The 16608-nt window shown below is 60.2% G+C and carries 8 protein-coding genes and 1 tRNA gene; 6 read left to right on the top strand and 3 right to left on the bottom strand.

Annotation, left to right across the window (positions count from 1 at the left end; translation table 11 throughout):
- Positions 1-581 precede the first annotated feature (581 nt).
- Together uvrA and B2M20_RS08255 are read right to left on the bottom strand one after the other, a co-directional pair.
- Positions 582-3557 (bottom strand): excinuclease ABC subunit UvrA, encoded by a 2976-nt coding sequence (gene uvrA / locus B2M20_RS08260; protein WP_079446580.1) that lies wholly within the window; start codon positions 3555-3557, stop codon positions 582-584.
- 278 nt (positions 3558-3835) lie between these two features.
- Positions 3836-4606 carry an outer membrane protein gene (locus B2M20_RS08255; protein ID WP_079446576.1) on the bottom strand — a complete coding sequence of 257 codons (771 nt, stop codon included), beginning with the start codon at positions 4604-4606 and terminating at the stop codon, positions 3836-3838.
- Between the two features lie 385 nt (positions 4607-4991).
- Here B2M20_RS08255 and B2M20_RS08250 point away from each other — a divergent pair, with 385 nt between their 5' ends.
- Entirely contained in the window at positions 4992-5483 is a 492-nt protein-coding gene (locus B2M20_RS08250) for a single-stranded DNA-binding protein (RefSeq protein WP_079446575.1), read from the top strand.
- 37 nt (positions 5484-5520) lie between these two features.
- Here B2M20_RS08250 and B2M20_RS08245 read toward each other — a convergent pair.
- Positions 5521-5597, bottom strand: a tRNA-Arg gene (locus B2M20_RS08245).
- Positions 5598-6072: 475 nt separating this feature from the next.
- Here B2M20_RS08245 and B2M20_RS08240 point away from each other — a divergent pair.
- From B2M20_RS08240 to B2M20_RS08220, 5 genes are all read left to right on the top strand, one after another.
- Entirely contained in the window at positions 6073-11295 is a 5223-nt protein-coding gene (locus B2M20_RS08240) for an alpha-2-macroglobulin family protein (RefSeq protein ID WP_079446574.1), read from the top strand.
- Positions 11292-13415: a penicillin-binding protein 1C gene (gene pbpC, locus B2M20_RS08235; RefSeq protein WP_079446573.1), complete on the top strand. Its 2124-nt coding sequence runs from the start codon at positions 11292-11294 to the stop codon at positions 13413-13415. The genes B2M20_RS08240 and pbpC overlap by 4 nt, the downstream gene beginning before the upstream one ends.
- A gap of 52 nt (positions 13416-13467) precedes the next feature.
- Entirely contained in the window at positions 13468-15210 is a 1743-nt protein-coding gene (locus B2M20_RS08230; RefSeq protein WP_079446572.1) for an ArnT family glycosyltransferase, read from the top strand.
- Positions 15211-15509: 299 nt separating this feature from the next.
- A complete protein-coding gene (locus B2M20_RS08225; protein WP_079446571.1) occupies positions 15510-16271 on the top strand; it encodes a glycosyltransferase family 2 protein in 762 nt (253 codons plus the stop codon).
- Positions 16264-16587 (top strand): lipid-A-disaccharide synthase N-terminal domain-containing protein, encoded by a 324-nt coding sequence (locus B2M20_RS08220; RefSeq protein ID WP_079446570.1) that lies wholly within the window; start codon positions 16264-16266, stop codon positions 16585-16587. Before B2M20_RS08225 ends, B2M20_RS08220 begins: the two co-directional genes overlap by 8 nt.
- The last annotated feature ends 21 nt before the right edge of the window (positions 16588-16608 follow it).

Raw genomic sequence — 16608 nt, 5'->3', positions numbered from 1 at the left:
CCCCACCCTCTCTGTTTTTTAAAACCAAAATATTGGCCCGCCCCCCCCCCCCCCCCCCCCCCCCCCCCCCCCCAACCCCCCCCCCCCAAAAAAACCCCCCCCCCCCCCCCCCCCCCCCCACCCGCGGCCGGCCCAGCCAATACCGCCGCCGCGCCAGCCTCCACCCATGCCCATGTGATGCCCGCCACGCCAGCCGCCACCGCCCATGTGTCGGCCACCTCCGCCCATACCAATGTGTCCGCCGCCACCGGCGAATCCTTGAGCCTTTGTTCCCAATCCTTGTGCATAGCTTGGCGACGCAATGGCCAGCGGTGCTGCAACCGCCAGGACGGCCGCCACCAGTACTGGTTTGAAACTAAACATCTTCACAACTCCATGTCGGATTCGAATTTAGGCTTTCGCTCACGAACAAAACGTGGCGATAGGTGGCGAGTTCCGCAACGGGGCTTTCGGAAATGTTCCATCACCGGAACAGGCATCCATCACAACAAAAACTGACTGAAAAATATCGTTTCAGATCATATGCATAAGAACAAATCCTTATAGATGAATTTATCGTTCACAAGTTTGCGTCTCGTGCGTCATTCAGCCGCTTCGCTCGCGTTATGTCGCTTCGGCTTTCCTGCCTTCTTCAGCACCGGCTTCAAAAAATTTCCGGTATGACTGCGCGGCGCTTTCGCAATGTCTTCCGGTGGTCCCCAGGCAACGATCTCACCGCCACCGTCCCCACCATCGGGGCCAAGGTCGATCACCCAATCCGCGGTCTTGATGACTTCAAGATTGTGTTCGATCACCACAACTGTATTGCCCTGCGCGACCAGCTCGTGCAGCACTTCAAGAAGCTTCTTTACGTCATGGAAGTGCAGACCAGTTGTCGGCTCGTCCAGAATGTAGAGTGTGCGGCCGGTCGCGCGTTTCGACAGTTCCTTCGCGAGTTTGACGCGCTGCGCCTCGCCGCCAGACAACGTGGTGGCCTGTTGCCCCACATGAATGTAGTCGAGGCCGACGCGATGCAGCGTCTTGAAGGTTTCGCGAACGCGCGGTACCGCCTTGAAAAATTCGGCCGCTTCCTCGACCGTCATGTCGAGCACGTCGGAAATCGACTTGCCTTTGAATACCACCTCGAGCGTCTCGCGATTGTAGCGCTTGCCCTTGCAGGTGTCGCAGGTGACGTAAACATCGGGGAGGAAGTGCATCTCGATCTTGATGACTCCATCGCCCTGGCAGGCCTCGCAGCGCCCACCTTTGACGTTGAAGGAGAAGCGGCCTGGCGCATAACCGCGAGCCTTGGCTTCCGGCAGGCCGGCGAACCACTCACGGATCGGCGTAAAGGCGCCGGTGTAGGTCGCAGGATTCGAGCGCGGTGTACGCCCGATTGGCGACTGGTCGATGTCGATGATCTTGTCGATGTGCTCCAGACCCTCGATGCGGTCGTGGGGCGCGGGGGGATCGCTCGCATTGTTCAGCTTCCGCGCGATCGCCTTGTAAAGCGTGTCGATCAGCAGTGTCGACTTCCCGCCACCGGAAACACCCGTGATGCAAGTGAACAGACCGAGCGGAACTTCCGCGGTGACGTTCTTGAGGTTGTTGCCGCGCGCATTGACCACCTTGATGGTGCGGCGATGGTTGGGCGGCCGCCGATCCGGCACCTCGACCGCCAGTTCGCCGGTGAGATACTTGCCGGTCAGCGACTTCGGGTTGCGCATGATATCGGCCGGCGTGCCCTGCGCGACGATATGGCCGCCATGAACGCCGGCGCCGGGTCCGATATCGAGCACATGGTCGGCGAGGCGGATGGCATCCTCATCGTGCTCTACGACGATCACCGTGTTGCCAAGATTGCGAAGCCGCTTCAGAGTTTCAAGCAGGCGGGCATTGTCGCGCTGGTGCAAGCCGATGGAAGGCTCGTCCAGCACATACAGTACGCCGGTCAGGCCTGAACCGATCTGCGAAGCAAGCCGAATGCGCTGGCTCTCGCCGCCTGACAGCGTGCCGGAAGCGCGTGACAGCGTAAGATAATTAAGGCCAACGTCGAGCAGAAACGACAGTCGCTCGCGGATCTCCTTGAGTATGCAGCCGGCAATTTCGTTCTGCTGCACCGAGAGCACTGTCGGAACGGTCTCGAACCATTCGCCGGCAAGACGAACAGACAGTTCGCTGATCTCGCCGATGTGCTTGCCCCCGATCTTGACGCACAGTGCCTCCTGCTTGAGCCGATAGCCCTTGCAGGAATCGCACGGCACGTCGGAGAAATATTTTCCAAGCTCCTCGCGCGCCCATTCGCTTTCGGTTTCGCGATAACGACGATCGATGTTGGGGATAATGCCTTCGAATGGCTTCCTGGTTTCGTAGGAGCGCACGCCGTCTTCATAGGAGAACTTGATCTCACTGTCGCCCGAGCCATGCAAAAGCGCGGCCTGCGTCTTCTTCGGCAAGTCCTTCCATTTGGTATCCAGAGCGAATTTGTAAAATTTGCCAAGCGCGGTGAGGGTCTGCAAGTAGTATGGTGACGACGATTTTGCCCACGGTGCGATCGCGCCTTTGCGCAGCGTCAATTCCCTGTTCGGGATGACGAGATCTTCATCGACGTGCTGCTCGATACCGAGACCACCGCATTTCGGGCAGGCGCCGTAGGGATTATTGAACGAGAACAGCCGCGGCTCGATCTCAGGGAGTGTGAAGCCGGACACGGGGCACGCGAACTTTTCCGAGAACAGGATGCGTTCAGGACCGCTCTTGTCGTGGATCTTCGCGATTTTCTTCTTTTCGCCCTCTCCGGCGAGAGGTGAAGGAGGCGCGTCCGCATATTCGATCACCGCCAGCCCCTCTGCGAGCTTCAAGGCAGTCTCGAATGACTCAGCCAGCCGCTGGCCCAGGTCCGGCCTTACAACGATGCGGTCGACTACCACGTCGATATCGTGCGGAAACTTTTTATCCAGAGTGGGAGCATCGGCAAGTTCGTAAAAAGCTCCGTCGATCTTGACGCGCTGAAAACCCTTTTTGAGATACTCTGCCAGTTCTTTTCGATACTCGCCCTTTCGGCCGCGAACGACCGGCGCCAGCAGATAGAGCCGCGTGCCATCGGGTAGCGCCAATACCCGGTCGACCATCTGCGACACCGTCTGGCTTTCGATCGGCAGGCCGGTTGCAGGCGAATAGGGCACGCCGACGCGCGCCCACAATAGCCGCATGTAATCGTAGATCTCAGTCACGGTCCCCACGGTCGAGCGTGGATTCTTCGAAGTCGTTTTCTGCTCGATGGAGATCGCCGGCGACAGCCCGTCGATCTGATCGACGTCGGGCTTCTGCATCATCTCCAGAAACTGACGCGCGTAAGCCGACAGGGACTCGACATAGCGGCGCTGACCCTCGGCATAGATGGTGTCGAACGCCAGCGAGGACTTGCCAGAGCCGGAGAGGCCGGTGAACACCACGAGCCTGTCGCGTGGGATTTCCAGATCGACATTCTTGAGGTTGTGTTCGCGAGCGCCGCGAATCGTGATGGCGCGACTCGCGGGACTCAATTGTTGCCGCTTCGCCTTGATGACTTCGTCCATGACAGGCTTTTCCGGATGCAGAAGCCGCACCGCGTTTGGGCGCGCCCCGCCGGGCAATCCCCGGAGTGGCGCCATCTGTAGCAGTCTGTGGAACGTAGATAGAACAGCGGGCGATTTCCAGAGGGCGTCAGCGATCATCCCCGATTTCATCGGGAGGAGCAGCACGGCGTATCAGTAGGCTGCCCGTTGGCGGGGTTGCCTGCGACCCGTGGCTCAAACAAAAAGGCCGGCAAAAAGCCGGCCTTTCAAGTTTTCCAAGAACGTCGGATCAGACGCGATCAGTACCGTGCAATGGCTGGGCCACCCCAGCGGTAATTGATGCGCGCCGTGACGAGATCCACGTCCTGGCCGATATTGTCGGTTCCAAACAGCGTACCGGCGGCCCCTGCAACACCATTGTTGATGAAGGTATATCTGTTGCTACCCATAAAGATGTGATCGTACTCGAATCCGAGCGACCAGTTTGGCGCAAATCCATATTCGAGGCCGACGCCGACCGTAGCGCCCCAGTCGGTATTATTGACGTTGTTGGTCACCTGAACGCCAGTCAGGGTGCCAAGGCTCCGGTATCGGTTAGAGGTCACGGCGGCGCCGCCCTTCACGTAAAGCAACGTGGCATCCCAAGCATACCCGACCTGGCCAGTGAACAGGCCGAACGCACCCAGATGGCTGTCGTTGGTGAAGGCAGGGAAGGCGAGGCTGGCACGGCGACCACTTATATCGGCCCAGTTACCCTGAGCTTCCAGCCCGAACACCCAATTGCTGCTCTGCCAGCGATAGCCGATCTGACCACCGGCCGTGCCGCCGGTTGCGTCATGGCAACCTTCACGCGCCACGACAACCCCTGCGGGCGTCGTGAAGTCCCAGCAATTGCGGCTCGATCCCCAGCCACCGTTCGCGCCGATGTAGAAGCCGCTCCAATCGTAAATCGCGGCCACCATCGGAGGGGCCTTCGTATATGGACGCGGGGCAAGGTCGGCCGCAGTGGCGGGCGCGGCACCAAGGCCAATAGCGAGAGCACCGACGGCCCCAATCAGAAACTTGTTCATTTCAATCCCCGGATTTTTGCTTTAATTTCAACAACTAAAGCGCGAGCGCTGCTAGTTACCCCGAAACTTGTGAATCAGTTATACCCTCAGGCGCGGCAAATTGCCGTCTCTCAAATGCAACACTCTAGGTCAAATTGGTTGTCCCCGCGGGCGGAGTATCTCGGCGAGAGGTCTGCGCGGACTTTTGGGCTTATTCTTGAGAACAAATAAAGAACATTATACCATACTCGATCCGTGGATAACCCGGCGATGAGCCTCTCGGCGCGGCGAGGGGAGTGTAGGCTGCTTGAACGCAGTCACGGCTCGATTTTGAAGCGGCAACATCCGTTTGGGTTAGCACCGGTTTTGAGCTAGCAATCGGGAATTGGGGACATGGAGAACGGCGATGGCGGGTCGCGTGAACAAAGTTATTCTGATTGGCAATCTCGGAGCCGACCCGGAAATCAAGCGGACCCAGGACGGACGGCCGATCGCCAATCTGCGGATTGCAACCTCTGAAACCTGGCGCGACAGGACCAGCGGCGAGCGCAAGGAAAAAACAGAGTGGCATCGCGTCGTGATTTTCAACGAAGGCCTCTGCAAGGTTGTTGAGCAGTATTTGAAGAAAGGCTCCAAGGTCTACATCGAGGGTCAGTTGCAGACCCGAAAATGGACCGACCAAAGCGGTGTCGAAAAATACTCCACCGAAGTGGTGCTACAGAATTTCAATTCGACTCTGACAATGCTCGATGGCCGCAACAGCGGCGGTGGCGGCAACTTCGGATCTGACGATTCCGGCGGCGACTTCGGGTCCGGAAGTCCGTCAGGCGGAGCGCCGCGCCGCGCCGCGGCCGCCGGTAGCCACCGCAGCGACATGGACGACGACATTCCGTTTTAGCGAGTGAAAATAACCTGGTGTTTACTGCGCCGGTTTTTGGCGATCCCGGCAGGATTCGAACCTGCAACCCGCGGAGTAGAAATCCGCTACTCTATCCAGTTGAGCTACGGGACCGTTTAAAGCTTCATCTCCCAAAAGCTTCATCTCACCGCAATATGAAAAAACCGCCTTCGCGCCAAGTCCGATCCGAACCATTTCGATCGGGCGGGCGACAAACACGTGCGATCCGTTCGTCTCGAGTGCGTACAGACGCCTCGTACGGGCAGTCCGAGGACGATGAATCGGAATTCCTTTGCGCTGGACTTATACTGTAGCGACACGGGATAAAGCAATGAATCTGCTACATTTTGGTGCATTTTCTGGCACGGGCGGTTTGATTCTGACATTCGCATCCCGTTCAGGCCGGTGTCGCGAAGTTAAAAACGAACGACCAACAGCAAGTATAACCTGTTAGTGGAGTTTTGGCCGTGATCGTGTTTCGGACTCGCGGCCCATGGATTGCAAGTGTCAAATTCGATTTCGATGCCGCACAGCGCAGAACTCTGACCCGGGGCCACCCCAGCGACATTTACGCGCGCAGGAGCTTTTTATGACCAGGATGGTTCGCGCCGTAGCCCTCTGTGCGACCTTACTCATCGGGCTTGGATCAGCTGCCCTGGCGGCAGATAAAGCCTTCAAGCGGGATGATCTTGCCGACGCGGCAATCAAGCTCGAGGCTCAGATCAAGAGCGAAGCAGGCACTATCACCAAATCGGCCCCGACTTTGCGCGCCGATGCCGACGCGGCCTTCAAACGAGCCGATTTTCGCAGCGGTCTTCAGATACTCGGCCAGATCGCAACGGTCGTACCAGCCGACAGCGGCAACTGGCTGCGCCTGGCACGGACAATCTTCCAGATCAGACCCACCACAAGTCAAGAACAAACCTTTCTGCTCGAACGAGCATCCACCGCCGCCTATCTCGCCTACCAGCGAGCGAACGATTCTGCTGTCGAGGCTGATGCATTAGCGGTCCTCGGACGCGCATTTTCGGATCGAAAGCTGTGGCGGCCAGCCCTCGACACGTTGCGGCTTTCGCTTGATCTGCGCGAGGTCGCCGATGTTCGCGCGCAGTACGAAAAAATGCGAGACGACCACGGCTTTCGGCTGCTCGATTACACCGTGGATTCGGACTCGGCATCGCCTCGAGTCTGCTTCCAGTTCTCTGAGGATCTTGCCAAGAGGACCGACTTTTCACCGTTCGTGACGCTGGCCGGGGTCGACCAGCCGGCGCTGTCCTCGGAAGACAGACAGCTCTGTGTCGAGGGCCTCAAGCACGGTGAGCGATACAACATCCATCTGCGCTCCGGGCTGCCATCGACCGTGAAGGAGGGTCTGCCGAAATCCGCTGAATTCAACGTCTATGTGCGCGACCGTAAGCCCTTCGTCCGCTTCACAGGACGGGCCTACGTGCTGCCGCGCGTTGGCCAGCGCGGCATCCCGCTGGTCAGCGTCAACACCCAGACCGTGACCGTGAAGGTGTTCCGGATCGGCGACCGCAATCTCATCAATGCCGTTGTCGACAGCGATTTTCAGAAGACGCTCAGCGGCTATCAGTTGTTTAATCTCGGCAACGAACGCGGGATCAAAGTCTGGTCGGGCGAGGTTGCGACGGCCTCCACGCTGAACGCCGATGTGACGACCGCGTTTCCAGTCGATGAAGCGCTCGGAAACCTCCAACCCGGCGTTTATGTGATGACGGCCGCGCCAAAGGGGCCGTCATCAATGGAGGACGAAGAGTCCAGCTCGCTGGCGACTCAGTGGTTCATCGTCTCGGACCTTGGCCTGACCGCCTATTCAGGCAATGACGGCATCCACGTATTCGTCAATTCGCTGGCGACAACCGATGCTGTGGACAAAGCGGAAGTCCGCCTGGTCGCACGCAACAATGAAATCCTTGCGACCCGCAAGACGGATGAGTCAGGTCACGCGTTGTTTGAGCCTGGGTTGGCTCGAGGCGAAGGAGGGCAGTCACCTGCGCTGCTGACAGTCAGCACCGACAAGACCGATTATGCATTCCTCAGCCTGAAGTCGAATGCATTCGATTTGACGGATCGCGGGGTTTCGGGCCGCGCCGTGCCATCGGGAGCCGATGCCTTCATTTATGCCGAGCGGGGCGTCTATCGCTCCGGGGAGACTGTGTATCTCACGGCGTTGGTGCGGGACGGGCAGGGTAACGCGGTAACCGGCGGACCGTTGACGCTGGTGGTCGAACGGCCCGACGGCGTCGAGTTCCGCCGAGCCATCCTGGCCGATCAAGGCGCGGGCGGACGAAGCGTGAGCCTGCCGCTCAATTCAGCGGTCCCGACCGGGACATGGCGGGTTCGCGCATTTACGGACCCGAAAGGACCGTCAGTCGGCGAAACCACCTTCATGGTTGAAGACTATGTCCCAGACCGGATTGAATTCGACTTAACAACCAAGGCGAAACAGATTGCGGCTGATACCCCGGTAGAACTCAAGGTCGACGGCCGTTTCCTCTATGGCGCTCCCGCATCCGGCTTGCAGATCGAAGGCGATTTGCTGGTGGTACCTGCCGAAAGCCGTCCAGGATATGCCGGATATCAATTCGGCGTGCCCGGCGACGACGAGGCGACCAGTAACGAGCGCACGCCGATCGAGAACCTGCCCGAAGCCGATGCAAACGGCGTCGCAACCTTCCCGGTCAGCCTCGCAACGCCGTCCTCGTCGAGTCGACAGCAGGAAGCACAGATTTTCGTTCGCATGGCGGAGGCCGGCGGACGCGCGGTCGAGCGGAAAATCGTGCTTCCGGTGAAACCGTCCAGCGCCATGATCGGCGTCAAACCGTTGTTTGCCGACAAGAACGTCGCAGAGGGAGACAAGGCCAGCTTCGATGTCGTCTTTGTCGCACCAGACGGAACATCGCTTGCCCGCAAGGGTCTCCGCTACGAATTGCTCAAGCTGGAGAGTCGCTATCAGTGGTATCGTCAGAATTCGTATTGGGAATACGAGCCGGTGAAGTCGACCAGACGGGTGGCCGACGGAGATCTGACGATTGCCGCCGACAAGCCTGCGCGGATCGAACTCTCTCCACAGTCGGGACGCTACCGGCTCGACGTTAAATCGTCCGATCCCGATGGTCCGCTGACATCCATTCAATTTGACGTCGGCTGGTATTCCGACGGCAGCGCCGACACGCCTGACCTACTGGAAACCTCGATCGACAAGCCAGATCACCAGTCCGGCGACACCATGGTCGTTTCGGTCAATGCCCGGACCGCCGGCAAACTGACGATCAATGTTCTCGGCGACCGGCTGTTGACCACCCAAATCGCCGACGTCAAGGAAGGTACGTCGCAGGTCAAAATTCCGATCGGCAAGGACTGGGGCACCGGGGCCTATGTGGTGGCAACGCTTCGGCGGCCACTCGACGTCGCCGCACAGCGGATGCCCGGACGAGCGATCGGCATCAAATGGTTCGGCATCGACAGGACCCCGCGCACCCTTTCGGTCAATCTCTCGCCGCCGACATTGGCGCGGCCGTCGACGACGCTAAGGCTGCCTGTGAAGATCGGTGGCCTAATTCCCGGCGAAGACGCCAAGATCGTCGTTGCTGCGGTTGACGTCGGTATCCTCAATCTCACTAACTACAAGCCTCCCGCGCCCGACGACTACTATCTCGGTCAGCGTCGTATGACGTCTGAAATCCGAGACCTTTACGGACAACTGATCGACGGCATGCAGGGGACACGCGGCCAACTCAGGACCGGCGGCGATTCGGCCGGAGCGGAGTTGCAGGGCAGCCCGCCGACGCAGAAGCCGCTCGCGCTCTATTCCGGCATCGTCACGGTAGCAGCAGACGGCACGGCTGAGGTCAGCTTTGACATTCCGGAATTCGCCGGCACTGCGCGAGTGATGGCGGTCGCCTGGAGTGCAACCAAACTCGGCCGTGCGACGGTCGATGTCACGGTGCGTGATCCGGTGGTGTTGACGGCGACGCTGCCGCGCTTTCTGCTGACCGGCGATCAGGGCACCCTGACTTTCGACCTCGACAATGTCGAAGGTCCGCCCGGCGACTACGTTATCAACGTCAAGACCTCGGGGCCCGTGAAGATGGCGGGCAACGCCAAGACCACGATCAAGCTCGCGGCCAAGCAGCGCAGATCGATGGCGCTGACGCTTGGTGCCGGCGGCTCTTCCGGCGCTGCCCAATTCGACATCGATATCAAGGGGCCGAACGGCCTGACGGTCGCGCGGCACTATGATCTCGAGGTCAAGCCGGCGACCCAGATCCTGGCGCGCCGCTCTGTCCGAACGCTGGCAAAAGGCGAGAGCCTGACGCTGACTTCGGACATGTTCTCCGACCTCGTGGCGGGGACGGGAGGAGTATCGGTGTCCGTCGGGCTGTCGTCGGCGCTGGATGCGGCGAGTGTCCTGAAGGCGCTCGATCGCTATCCCTTCGGCTGCTCCGAGCAGATCGCAAGCCGGGCGATGCCGCTGCTCTATGTCAACGATCTCGCCGCCAACGCACACCTCGCGATGGATACCAGTGTCGACGATCGCATCAAGAGTTCGATCGAGCGCCTGCTGGCCCGGCAAGGCTCCAATGGTTCGTTCGGCTTATGGTCGTCCGGCGGCGAGGATTCCTGGCTCGACGCTTACGTCATGGACTTCATGACCCGCGCTCGGGAGAAGGGGTTCTCCGTCCCTGACGTCCCGTTCAAAAGCGCGCTCGACCGCATCCGCAACTCGGTTGTGAATGCAGCCGAGCCGGAGAAGGATGGCGGTCGCGACCTGGCTTACGGACTTTACGTTCTTGCCAGAAACGGTGCTGCCCCGATCGGGGATTTGCGTTATCTCGCCGATACCAAATTGACCAATCTGGCGACACCCATCGCCAAGGCGCAACTCGCCGCGGCGCTTGCGCTGGTCGGTGACCGGGCGCGGGCGGAACGCGTTTATGCCGCAGCGATACAAAGTCTGGCGCCCAGACCGGCTATCGAATTCGGCCGGCCGGACTACGGCTCGGCGCTGCGCGATGCTGCCGCGCTGGTATCGCTCGCAAGTGAGGGCAATGCGCCGCGAGCCACGGTCACGCAAGCGGTGCAGCGGGTGGAGGCAGCGCGGGGGTTGACGCCCTCAACCTCAACACAAGAGAACGCGTGGCTGGTCCTGGCAGCGCGGGCGCTTGCGAAAGAATCAATGTCGCTCGATGTCGGTGGCGCGCCCGTTAATGCCGCGCTTTATCGCAGCTACAAGGCAGCCGAGGTGGCCGACAAGCCGATCAAGATCACCAACACGGGCGAGGCGCCGGTGCAGGCGGTGATTTCCGTGGCCGGCGCGCCCGCCACTCCCGAACCGGCTGCTTCGAATGGCTTCGTGATTGAGCGCAACTATTTCAATCTCGACGGAACGCCCGCGGATCCGGCGCAGGCCACGCAGAACGAACGGTTCGCCGTCGTTCTCAGGATCACCGAAGCCAAGCCGGAATACGGCCACATCATGGTGGCCGACTATCTTCCGGCAGGATTCGAAATCGACAATCCTCATCTGGTTTCGTCCGGCGACACCGGTACGCTCGACTGGATCGAGGACGGCAAGGAACCGGTCAGCACTGAATTCCGCGACGATCGGTTCACCGCAGCCGTCGATCGCGCTGCTAATGACAAGGCGGTGTTCACCGTGGCCTATGTCGTGCGCGCTGTATCACCGGGCAAATACGTTCTGCCGCAAGCGTACGTGGAAGACATGTACAATCCATCGCGCTACGGCCGCACCGGCACTAGCCGTGTGGAGGTACGTTCCGCGAAATGACCGCGCCCGACACCCCTGCAACGGCGGTACAGTCGCGTCGCTGGCGGCGGGTGAAGCTGGCGGCGTCAGCCCTCGCCATCGTCGCTATGGTAACCACCGGCGCTGTCGCGAGCTGGATCATCTCGTTGGGACCTCTGCCGCTGGCGAACGCGCGCGAGGTTTCGACGACGGTGCTCGACCGCAACGGCAAATTGCTGCGCGCGTTCGCAATGGCCGACGGCCGGTGGCGATTGCCGGTCGATGCCAGCACCGATGTTGATCCCGGATATCTCAACCTACTGCTAGGTTATGAAGATCAGCGGTTCTATTCGCACATTGGCGTCGACCCGCTCGCGCTTGGCCGCGCGGCGCTGCAACTCTTGACCCGTGGCCACATCGTTTCGGGCGGGTCGACCATCACCATGCAGCTTGCCAGGCTGATCGAGCCTCGCCAGCGGCGCTCGATATACGCCAAGCTGCATCAGATGGTCCGTGCGTTCCAACTCGAGTACGAACTCCCCAAAAGCCAAATACTCGACCTGTATCTGACGCTCGCGCCGTTCGGAGGCAATCTCGAAGGTATTCGCGCGGCATCCCTTGCTTATTTCGGCAAGGAGCCGAAGCGGCTGTCGCTGGCGGAGTCGGCTCTGCTGGTGGCCTTGCCCCAATCGCCGGAACGGCGACGCCTCGACAGACATCCTGCCGCAGCGCGTGCGGCCCGCGACCGCGTGCTCGTGCGTATGGTTGAGGATGCCCGCATCGATGCGGACGATGCCAAGCGGGCGATGGCGGTGCCTGTCATGCGGATGCGCCAGCCGTTTCCAATGCTGGCGCCGCATTCGGCGGATCAGGCGATGGCCACGAACAAGAATTCGAACCTCATCAGGCTGACGCTAGAGTCCGGATTACAGCGGCAGCTCGAAGCACTGGCGCACGACCGCGCGGCTGCACTCGGGCCGGAAATTTCGGTCGGCATCGTCGCAGTGGACAACGCCACCGGCGATGTGATGGCCCATGTCGGCTCTGCGGACTATTTCGACGAGCGGCTTGCCGGGCAGGTGGACATGACACGGGCGGTGCGCTCGCCGGGATCGACCCTGAAGCCATTTATCTATGGACTAGCGTTCGAAGACGGGGTTGTTCATCCGGATAGCCTGATCGACGATCATCCGGTCCGATTTGGCAGCTACGCGCCGGAAAACTTCGATATGACGTTTCAGGGCACCGTTCCGGTGCGCCGGGCTCTGCAATTATCGCTCAACGTTCCGGCAATCGAGCTGCTCGATCGTGTCGGCGCCAGCCGCCTGTCGTCGCGACTAAAACAGGCGGGCGCCAGTCTGGTGCTTCCCAAGGACGAAGCTCCGGGTCTGGCGATGGGACTGGGCGGCGTCGGCGTCACGCTCCATGACTTGGTGCAAGTCTATTCCGGCATTCCCCGGCTGGGTAATGTAATGCCTTTGCGCGAGTTCGAGCGCCGCGACTCTGGTGTCCGCGAGCCTTTGCGACTGCTGGATCCCGTTGCTGCCTGGCAGGTGGGCAATGTCCTGCTGGGAACACCCCCACCGGAAAACGCGGTTCGGAACCGGATCGCTTTCAAGACCGGCACGAGTTACGGCTATCGCGATGCTTGGTCCGTCGGCTTCGACGGCCGCATGACGATCGGCGTTTGGGTCGGACGCCCTGACGGCGCCCCGGTTCCCGGTCTTATCGGACGTGTCGCGGCCGCGCCCATTCTGTTCGATGCATTCGCTCGCACCGGCAGCTTGCTTGCCCCGCTCCCCAAGGCTCCGCACGGAACTCTGACCATCGCCAATAATGCAAAGCTTCCACTTCCATTGCGCCGGTTTCGTTCTGCTGATGAACTCATCCGGACGGACAACAATGAGCGCCGGCTCCATATCCAGTTTCCGTTGAATGGCTCGCGGATCGATGCCGGGGCAGGGCAGGGAACGCTGTCTCCGCTGCCGGTGAAAGTGACCGGCGGCAGCCTGCCGATGACCATGCTGGTCAACGGGAAAGCGGTCGGAGCGATCGACGGCCGTCGCCAGCGGATGATCGACCCTCCTGGGCCGGGCTTCGTCCGGCTGACCGTGATGGACGCGGCTGGCACCGCGGACACAGTTACGGTCAGAATTCAGTAGCAGCCGGCTCAGCGGTTGTCCCTGCCTCGGGTTCAGCGTATGCGGAAATCCCATGGCCAAGACCCTTCCCCATCCCCAATTTGGACAACCGCGCGAGCCGAAGAACCCGGTGGGTAGGGGACGGGGTCTGGCGAACGTGCTCGACTCTGTCGCCGCCAGTCAGGGCAGATCGGTATTATTTCTGGCGATTGTTGGCCTGCTGTTCTTTCTGCCTGGTTTCTTCAACATCCCACCAATCGATCGCGACGAGGCCCGTTTCGCCCAAGCGACCAAACAGATGGTGGAGACCGGCGATTTCGTCGACATCCGCTTTCAGGACGAGGTGCGTTACAAGAAGCCGGTCGGCATTTACTGGCTGCAGGCAGCAGCCGTCGAGACGGCGTCATCTCTCGGCCTGCCGCGCGCGCAGATCCGCATCTGGCTCTATCGAGTGCCCTCCCTGATCGGCGCGATTGGCGCGGTGCTTCTGACCTATTGGGCAGCGCTCGCTTTCATAACGCGACGGGGCGCTGTTTTGGCTGGACTGATCATGTGCAGTTCGGTCCTGCTCGGAGTGGAAGCGCGGCTCGCTAAGACTGATGCCATGCTGTTGCTGACAATCGTTGCAGCGATGGGTGCGCTTGCGCGAATCTATCTGTCATCTCAGCGGCGCGAGAACCCCGAGCATCCGTCCTGGATACATCCGGCGATCTTCTGGACCGCGCTCGCCGGGGGAATCCTGCTCAAAGGTCCGTTGATCCTGATGTTCGTGGGATTGACGATCGGGACCCTCGCTATACTCGATCGCTCTGCGTCATGGCTTTGGCGGCTACGGTCAGTCTGGGGGCTGATGTGGATGCTTGTCCTCGTCATGCCGTGGTTTGTTGCGATTTTTCTTCGCGCAGGCGACACGTTTTTTACGCAGTCGATCGGCGGCGACATGCTGAGCAAATTCGCGGCTCAAGAATCACATGGCGCACCGCCAGGCATATACTTCCTGCTGTTCTGGATTACCTTCTGGCCCGGCGCACCGCTCGCAGGGCTGGCGGCGCCCGCGGTCTGGCGCACGCGGCGAGAGCCGGAGGTACGGTTTCTGCTTGCGTGGCTGGTTCCGTCATGGATCGTGTTTGAACTCGTTTTGACGAAGCTGCCGCACTATGTGCTGCCGCTGTATCCCGCGGTCGCGATCCTGTCGGTTTGGGCACTGGAGCGCCACGTCCTGTCCCGATCATGGCTGACGAAGGGCACGGCGTGGTGGTTTGCCATCCCTGCGATGACCCTCGTGCTCGCAATCGTCGCAACCATTACCTTAACGCGTCAGCCGGTCTTCCTGGCGTGGCCGTTCGCCGCGGCGGCTTTGATTTCCGGGCTGTTCGCCTGGTGGCTCTACGATGACTATAACGCGGAACGCTCCCTGCTGAATGCGATTTTGGCGGCGCTGTTCCTGAGCGCTTCCGTCTACGGAATCATAGTCGCTGCGCTGACACCATTATTCCCGAGTCCCGAAGTCGCGCGCGCGCTGCGAAATGTCGAATGTGTTGGACCGAAAGCGGCGGCGGCTGGCTACCATGAGCCAAGTCTGGTGTTCATGACGGGGACGTCGACGCTGCTGACCGACGGCTCCGGGGCCGCCGATTTTCTCAGCTATGGAAGCTGCCGGTTCGCGCTTGTCGAATCCCGTTCCGAAAGAGCCTTCGCGCAGCGCGCCGAGGCGATCGGCTTGCGCTATAATGTTGCAACGCGCATCGACGGTTTCAATTTCTCACGGGGCAAGACGATTTCGATCGCCATCTTCCGCTCTGAGGGAACGCGTTAGATATCAGGGTGGCCACACGACGTGACGATAAGCCACCTATGCCGGATGTTGTTCTTACAATTGATGTAGACAGCATAAAATTCTTCGCTCGCCGAAATTTCCCATCTCAAAAGTGTTGCCCGCAGCGCTTACGCGCCATAAGAAGCGGACGCGGCTAGGGTCTTTCACCGCTTCGCGGAAACGGTGAAAGACTCTGTCTTTTTGATGACGCGCTTTCTTCACGCGAACCGGATTTCACTTCGCTCGAAAACGCTATAGGCCAGTTTTTCGCGGGCTCTGATTAGCGGACCAATCGGACAATGAACGACGACATGTCCACCAGCACGACTACGCCGACGATTTCCATAGTTGTGCCTGTGCGCAACGAGGCGGACAATATCGCACCCTTGATCGACGAGATCTCTGCCGCGCTGGACGGCCGGTGGGACTACGAGATTGTCTATGTCGACGACGGCTCCGCCGATGCAACCGCCCAGCGTTTGGCTACGATCATGACGCGGCGGAAGAATGTGCGCCAGATTCGTCACGAAAAGTCATCGGGCCAATCGGCGGCGGTTCGGACCGGGGTGCGGGCCGCGCGCGGTTCGATCGTTGCGACGCTGGATGGCGACGGTCAGAACAATCCGGAATTTCTGCCGGAACTCATAATGGCGATCGAGAAGGGTGAGGGACGCATCGGTCTCGCCGCCGGCCAACGCGTTGGCCGCAAGGATACCGGATTCAAGAAATTCCAGTCGCGAATCGCCAACAAGGTGCGAAGCTGGGTGCTGAGCGACGGGACGCGCGACACCGGTTGCGGGCTGAAGGCCTTTCGGCGGGAGGTGTTTCTGTCCCTCCCTTATTTCGACGGCTTGCACCGTTTCCTCCCGGCGCTGGTGCGGCGAGAGGGCTATGACATCACCTATGTCGACGTGATCGACCGGCTGCGACGTTCAGGCGTGTCGAATTATGGATTCTTCGATCGCCTGTGGATCGGAATCATCGACCTCGCCGGTGTGTGGTGGCTGATCCGCCGTAAGAAATCGACACCCGTGGCAACCGAGGTAATGCGTCATGACTGACATCTTCGAGATGCTGACGACCTATTTCTACGACGTGTTCGTATCCAATTTTGACGGCTGGGTCGTTCTCGGTTTTGTTGCGCAGGGTCTCTTTACCATGCGGTTCGTCGTGCAATGGATTGCATCTGAACGCGCACGAAAGAGCGTGATCCCCGTGGCGTTCTGGTTCTTCTCGATAGGAGGCGGGATTCTTCTTTTGATTTACGCCCTTTACCGGCGAGATCCGGTGTTCATCGCCGGCCAGGCTCTCGGTCTCATTGTTTATTTTCGCAACGTGTACTTCATCATTCTCAATGGACGCCAATCATCAACGTGAGAAACAACAAAAAGCGCGAGG

The sequence above is a fragment of the Nitrobacter vulgaris genome, assembly GCF_002028545.1.
GTDB classification, from domain to species: Bacteria; Pseudomonadota; Alphaproteobacteria; order Rhizobiales; family Xanthobacteraceae; genus Nitrobacter; species Nitrobacter vulgaris.
The sequence above is the reverse complement of the archived record's forward strand: the minus strand, read 5'-3'. Positions and strand labels throughout refer to the sequence as shown.

Excerpts from the sequence above, each read along its gene's own strand:
- uvrA (WP_079446580.1), bottom strand. The coding sequence starts at position 3,557 with ATGGACGAAGTCATCAAGGCGAAGCGGCAACAATTGAGTCCCGCGAGT.
- B2M20_RS08255 (WP_079446576.1), bottom strand. The coding sequence starts at position 4,606 with ATGAACAAGTTTCTGATTGGGGCCGTCGGTGCTCTCGCTATTGGCCTT.
- B2M20_RS08250 (WP_079446575.1), top strand. The coding sequence starts at position 4,992 with ATGGCGGGTCGCGTGAACAAAGTTATTCTGATTGGCAATCTCGGAGCC.
- B2M20_RS08240 (WP_079446574.1), top strand. The coding sequence starts at position 6,073 with ATGACCAGGATGGTTCGCGCCGTAGCCCTCTGTGCGACCTTACTCATC.
- pbpC (WP_079446573.1), top strand. The coding sequence starts at position 11,292 with ATGACCGCGCCCGACACCCCTGCAACGGCGGTACAGTCGCGTCGCTGG.
- B2M20_RS08230 (WP_079446572.1), top strand. The coding sequence starts at position 13,468 with ATGGCCAAGACCCTTCCCCATCCCCAATTTGGACAACCGCGCGAGCCG.
- B2M20_RS08225 (WP_079446571.1), top strand. The coding sequence starts at position 15,510 with ATGAACGACGACATGTCCACCAGCACGACTACGCCGACGATTTCCATA.
- B2M20_RS08220 (WP_079446570.1), top strand. The coding sequence starts at position 16,264 with ATGACTGACATCTTCGAGATGCTGACGACCTATTTCTACGACGTGTTC.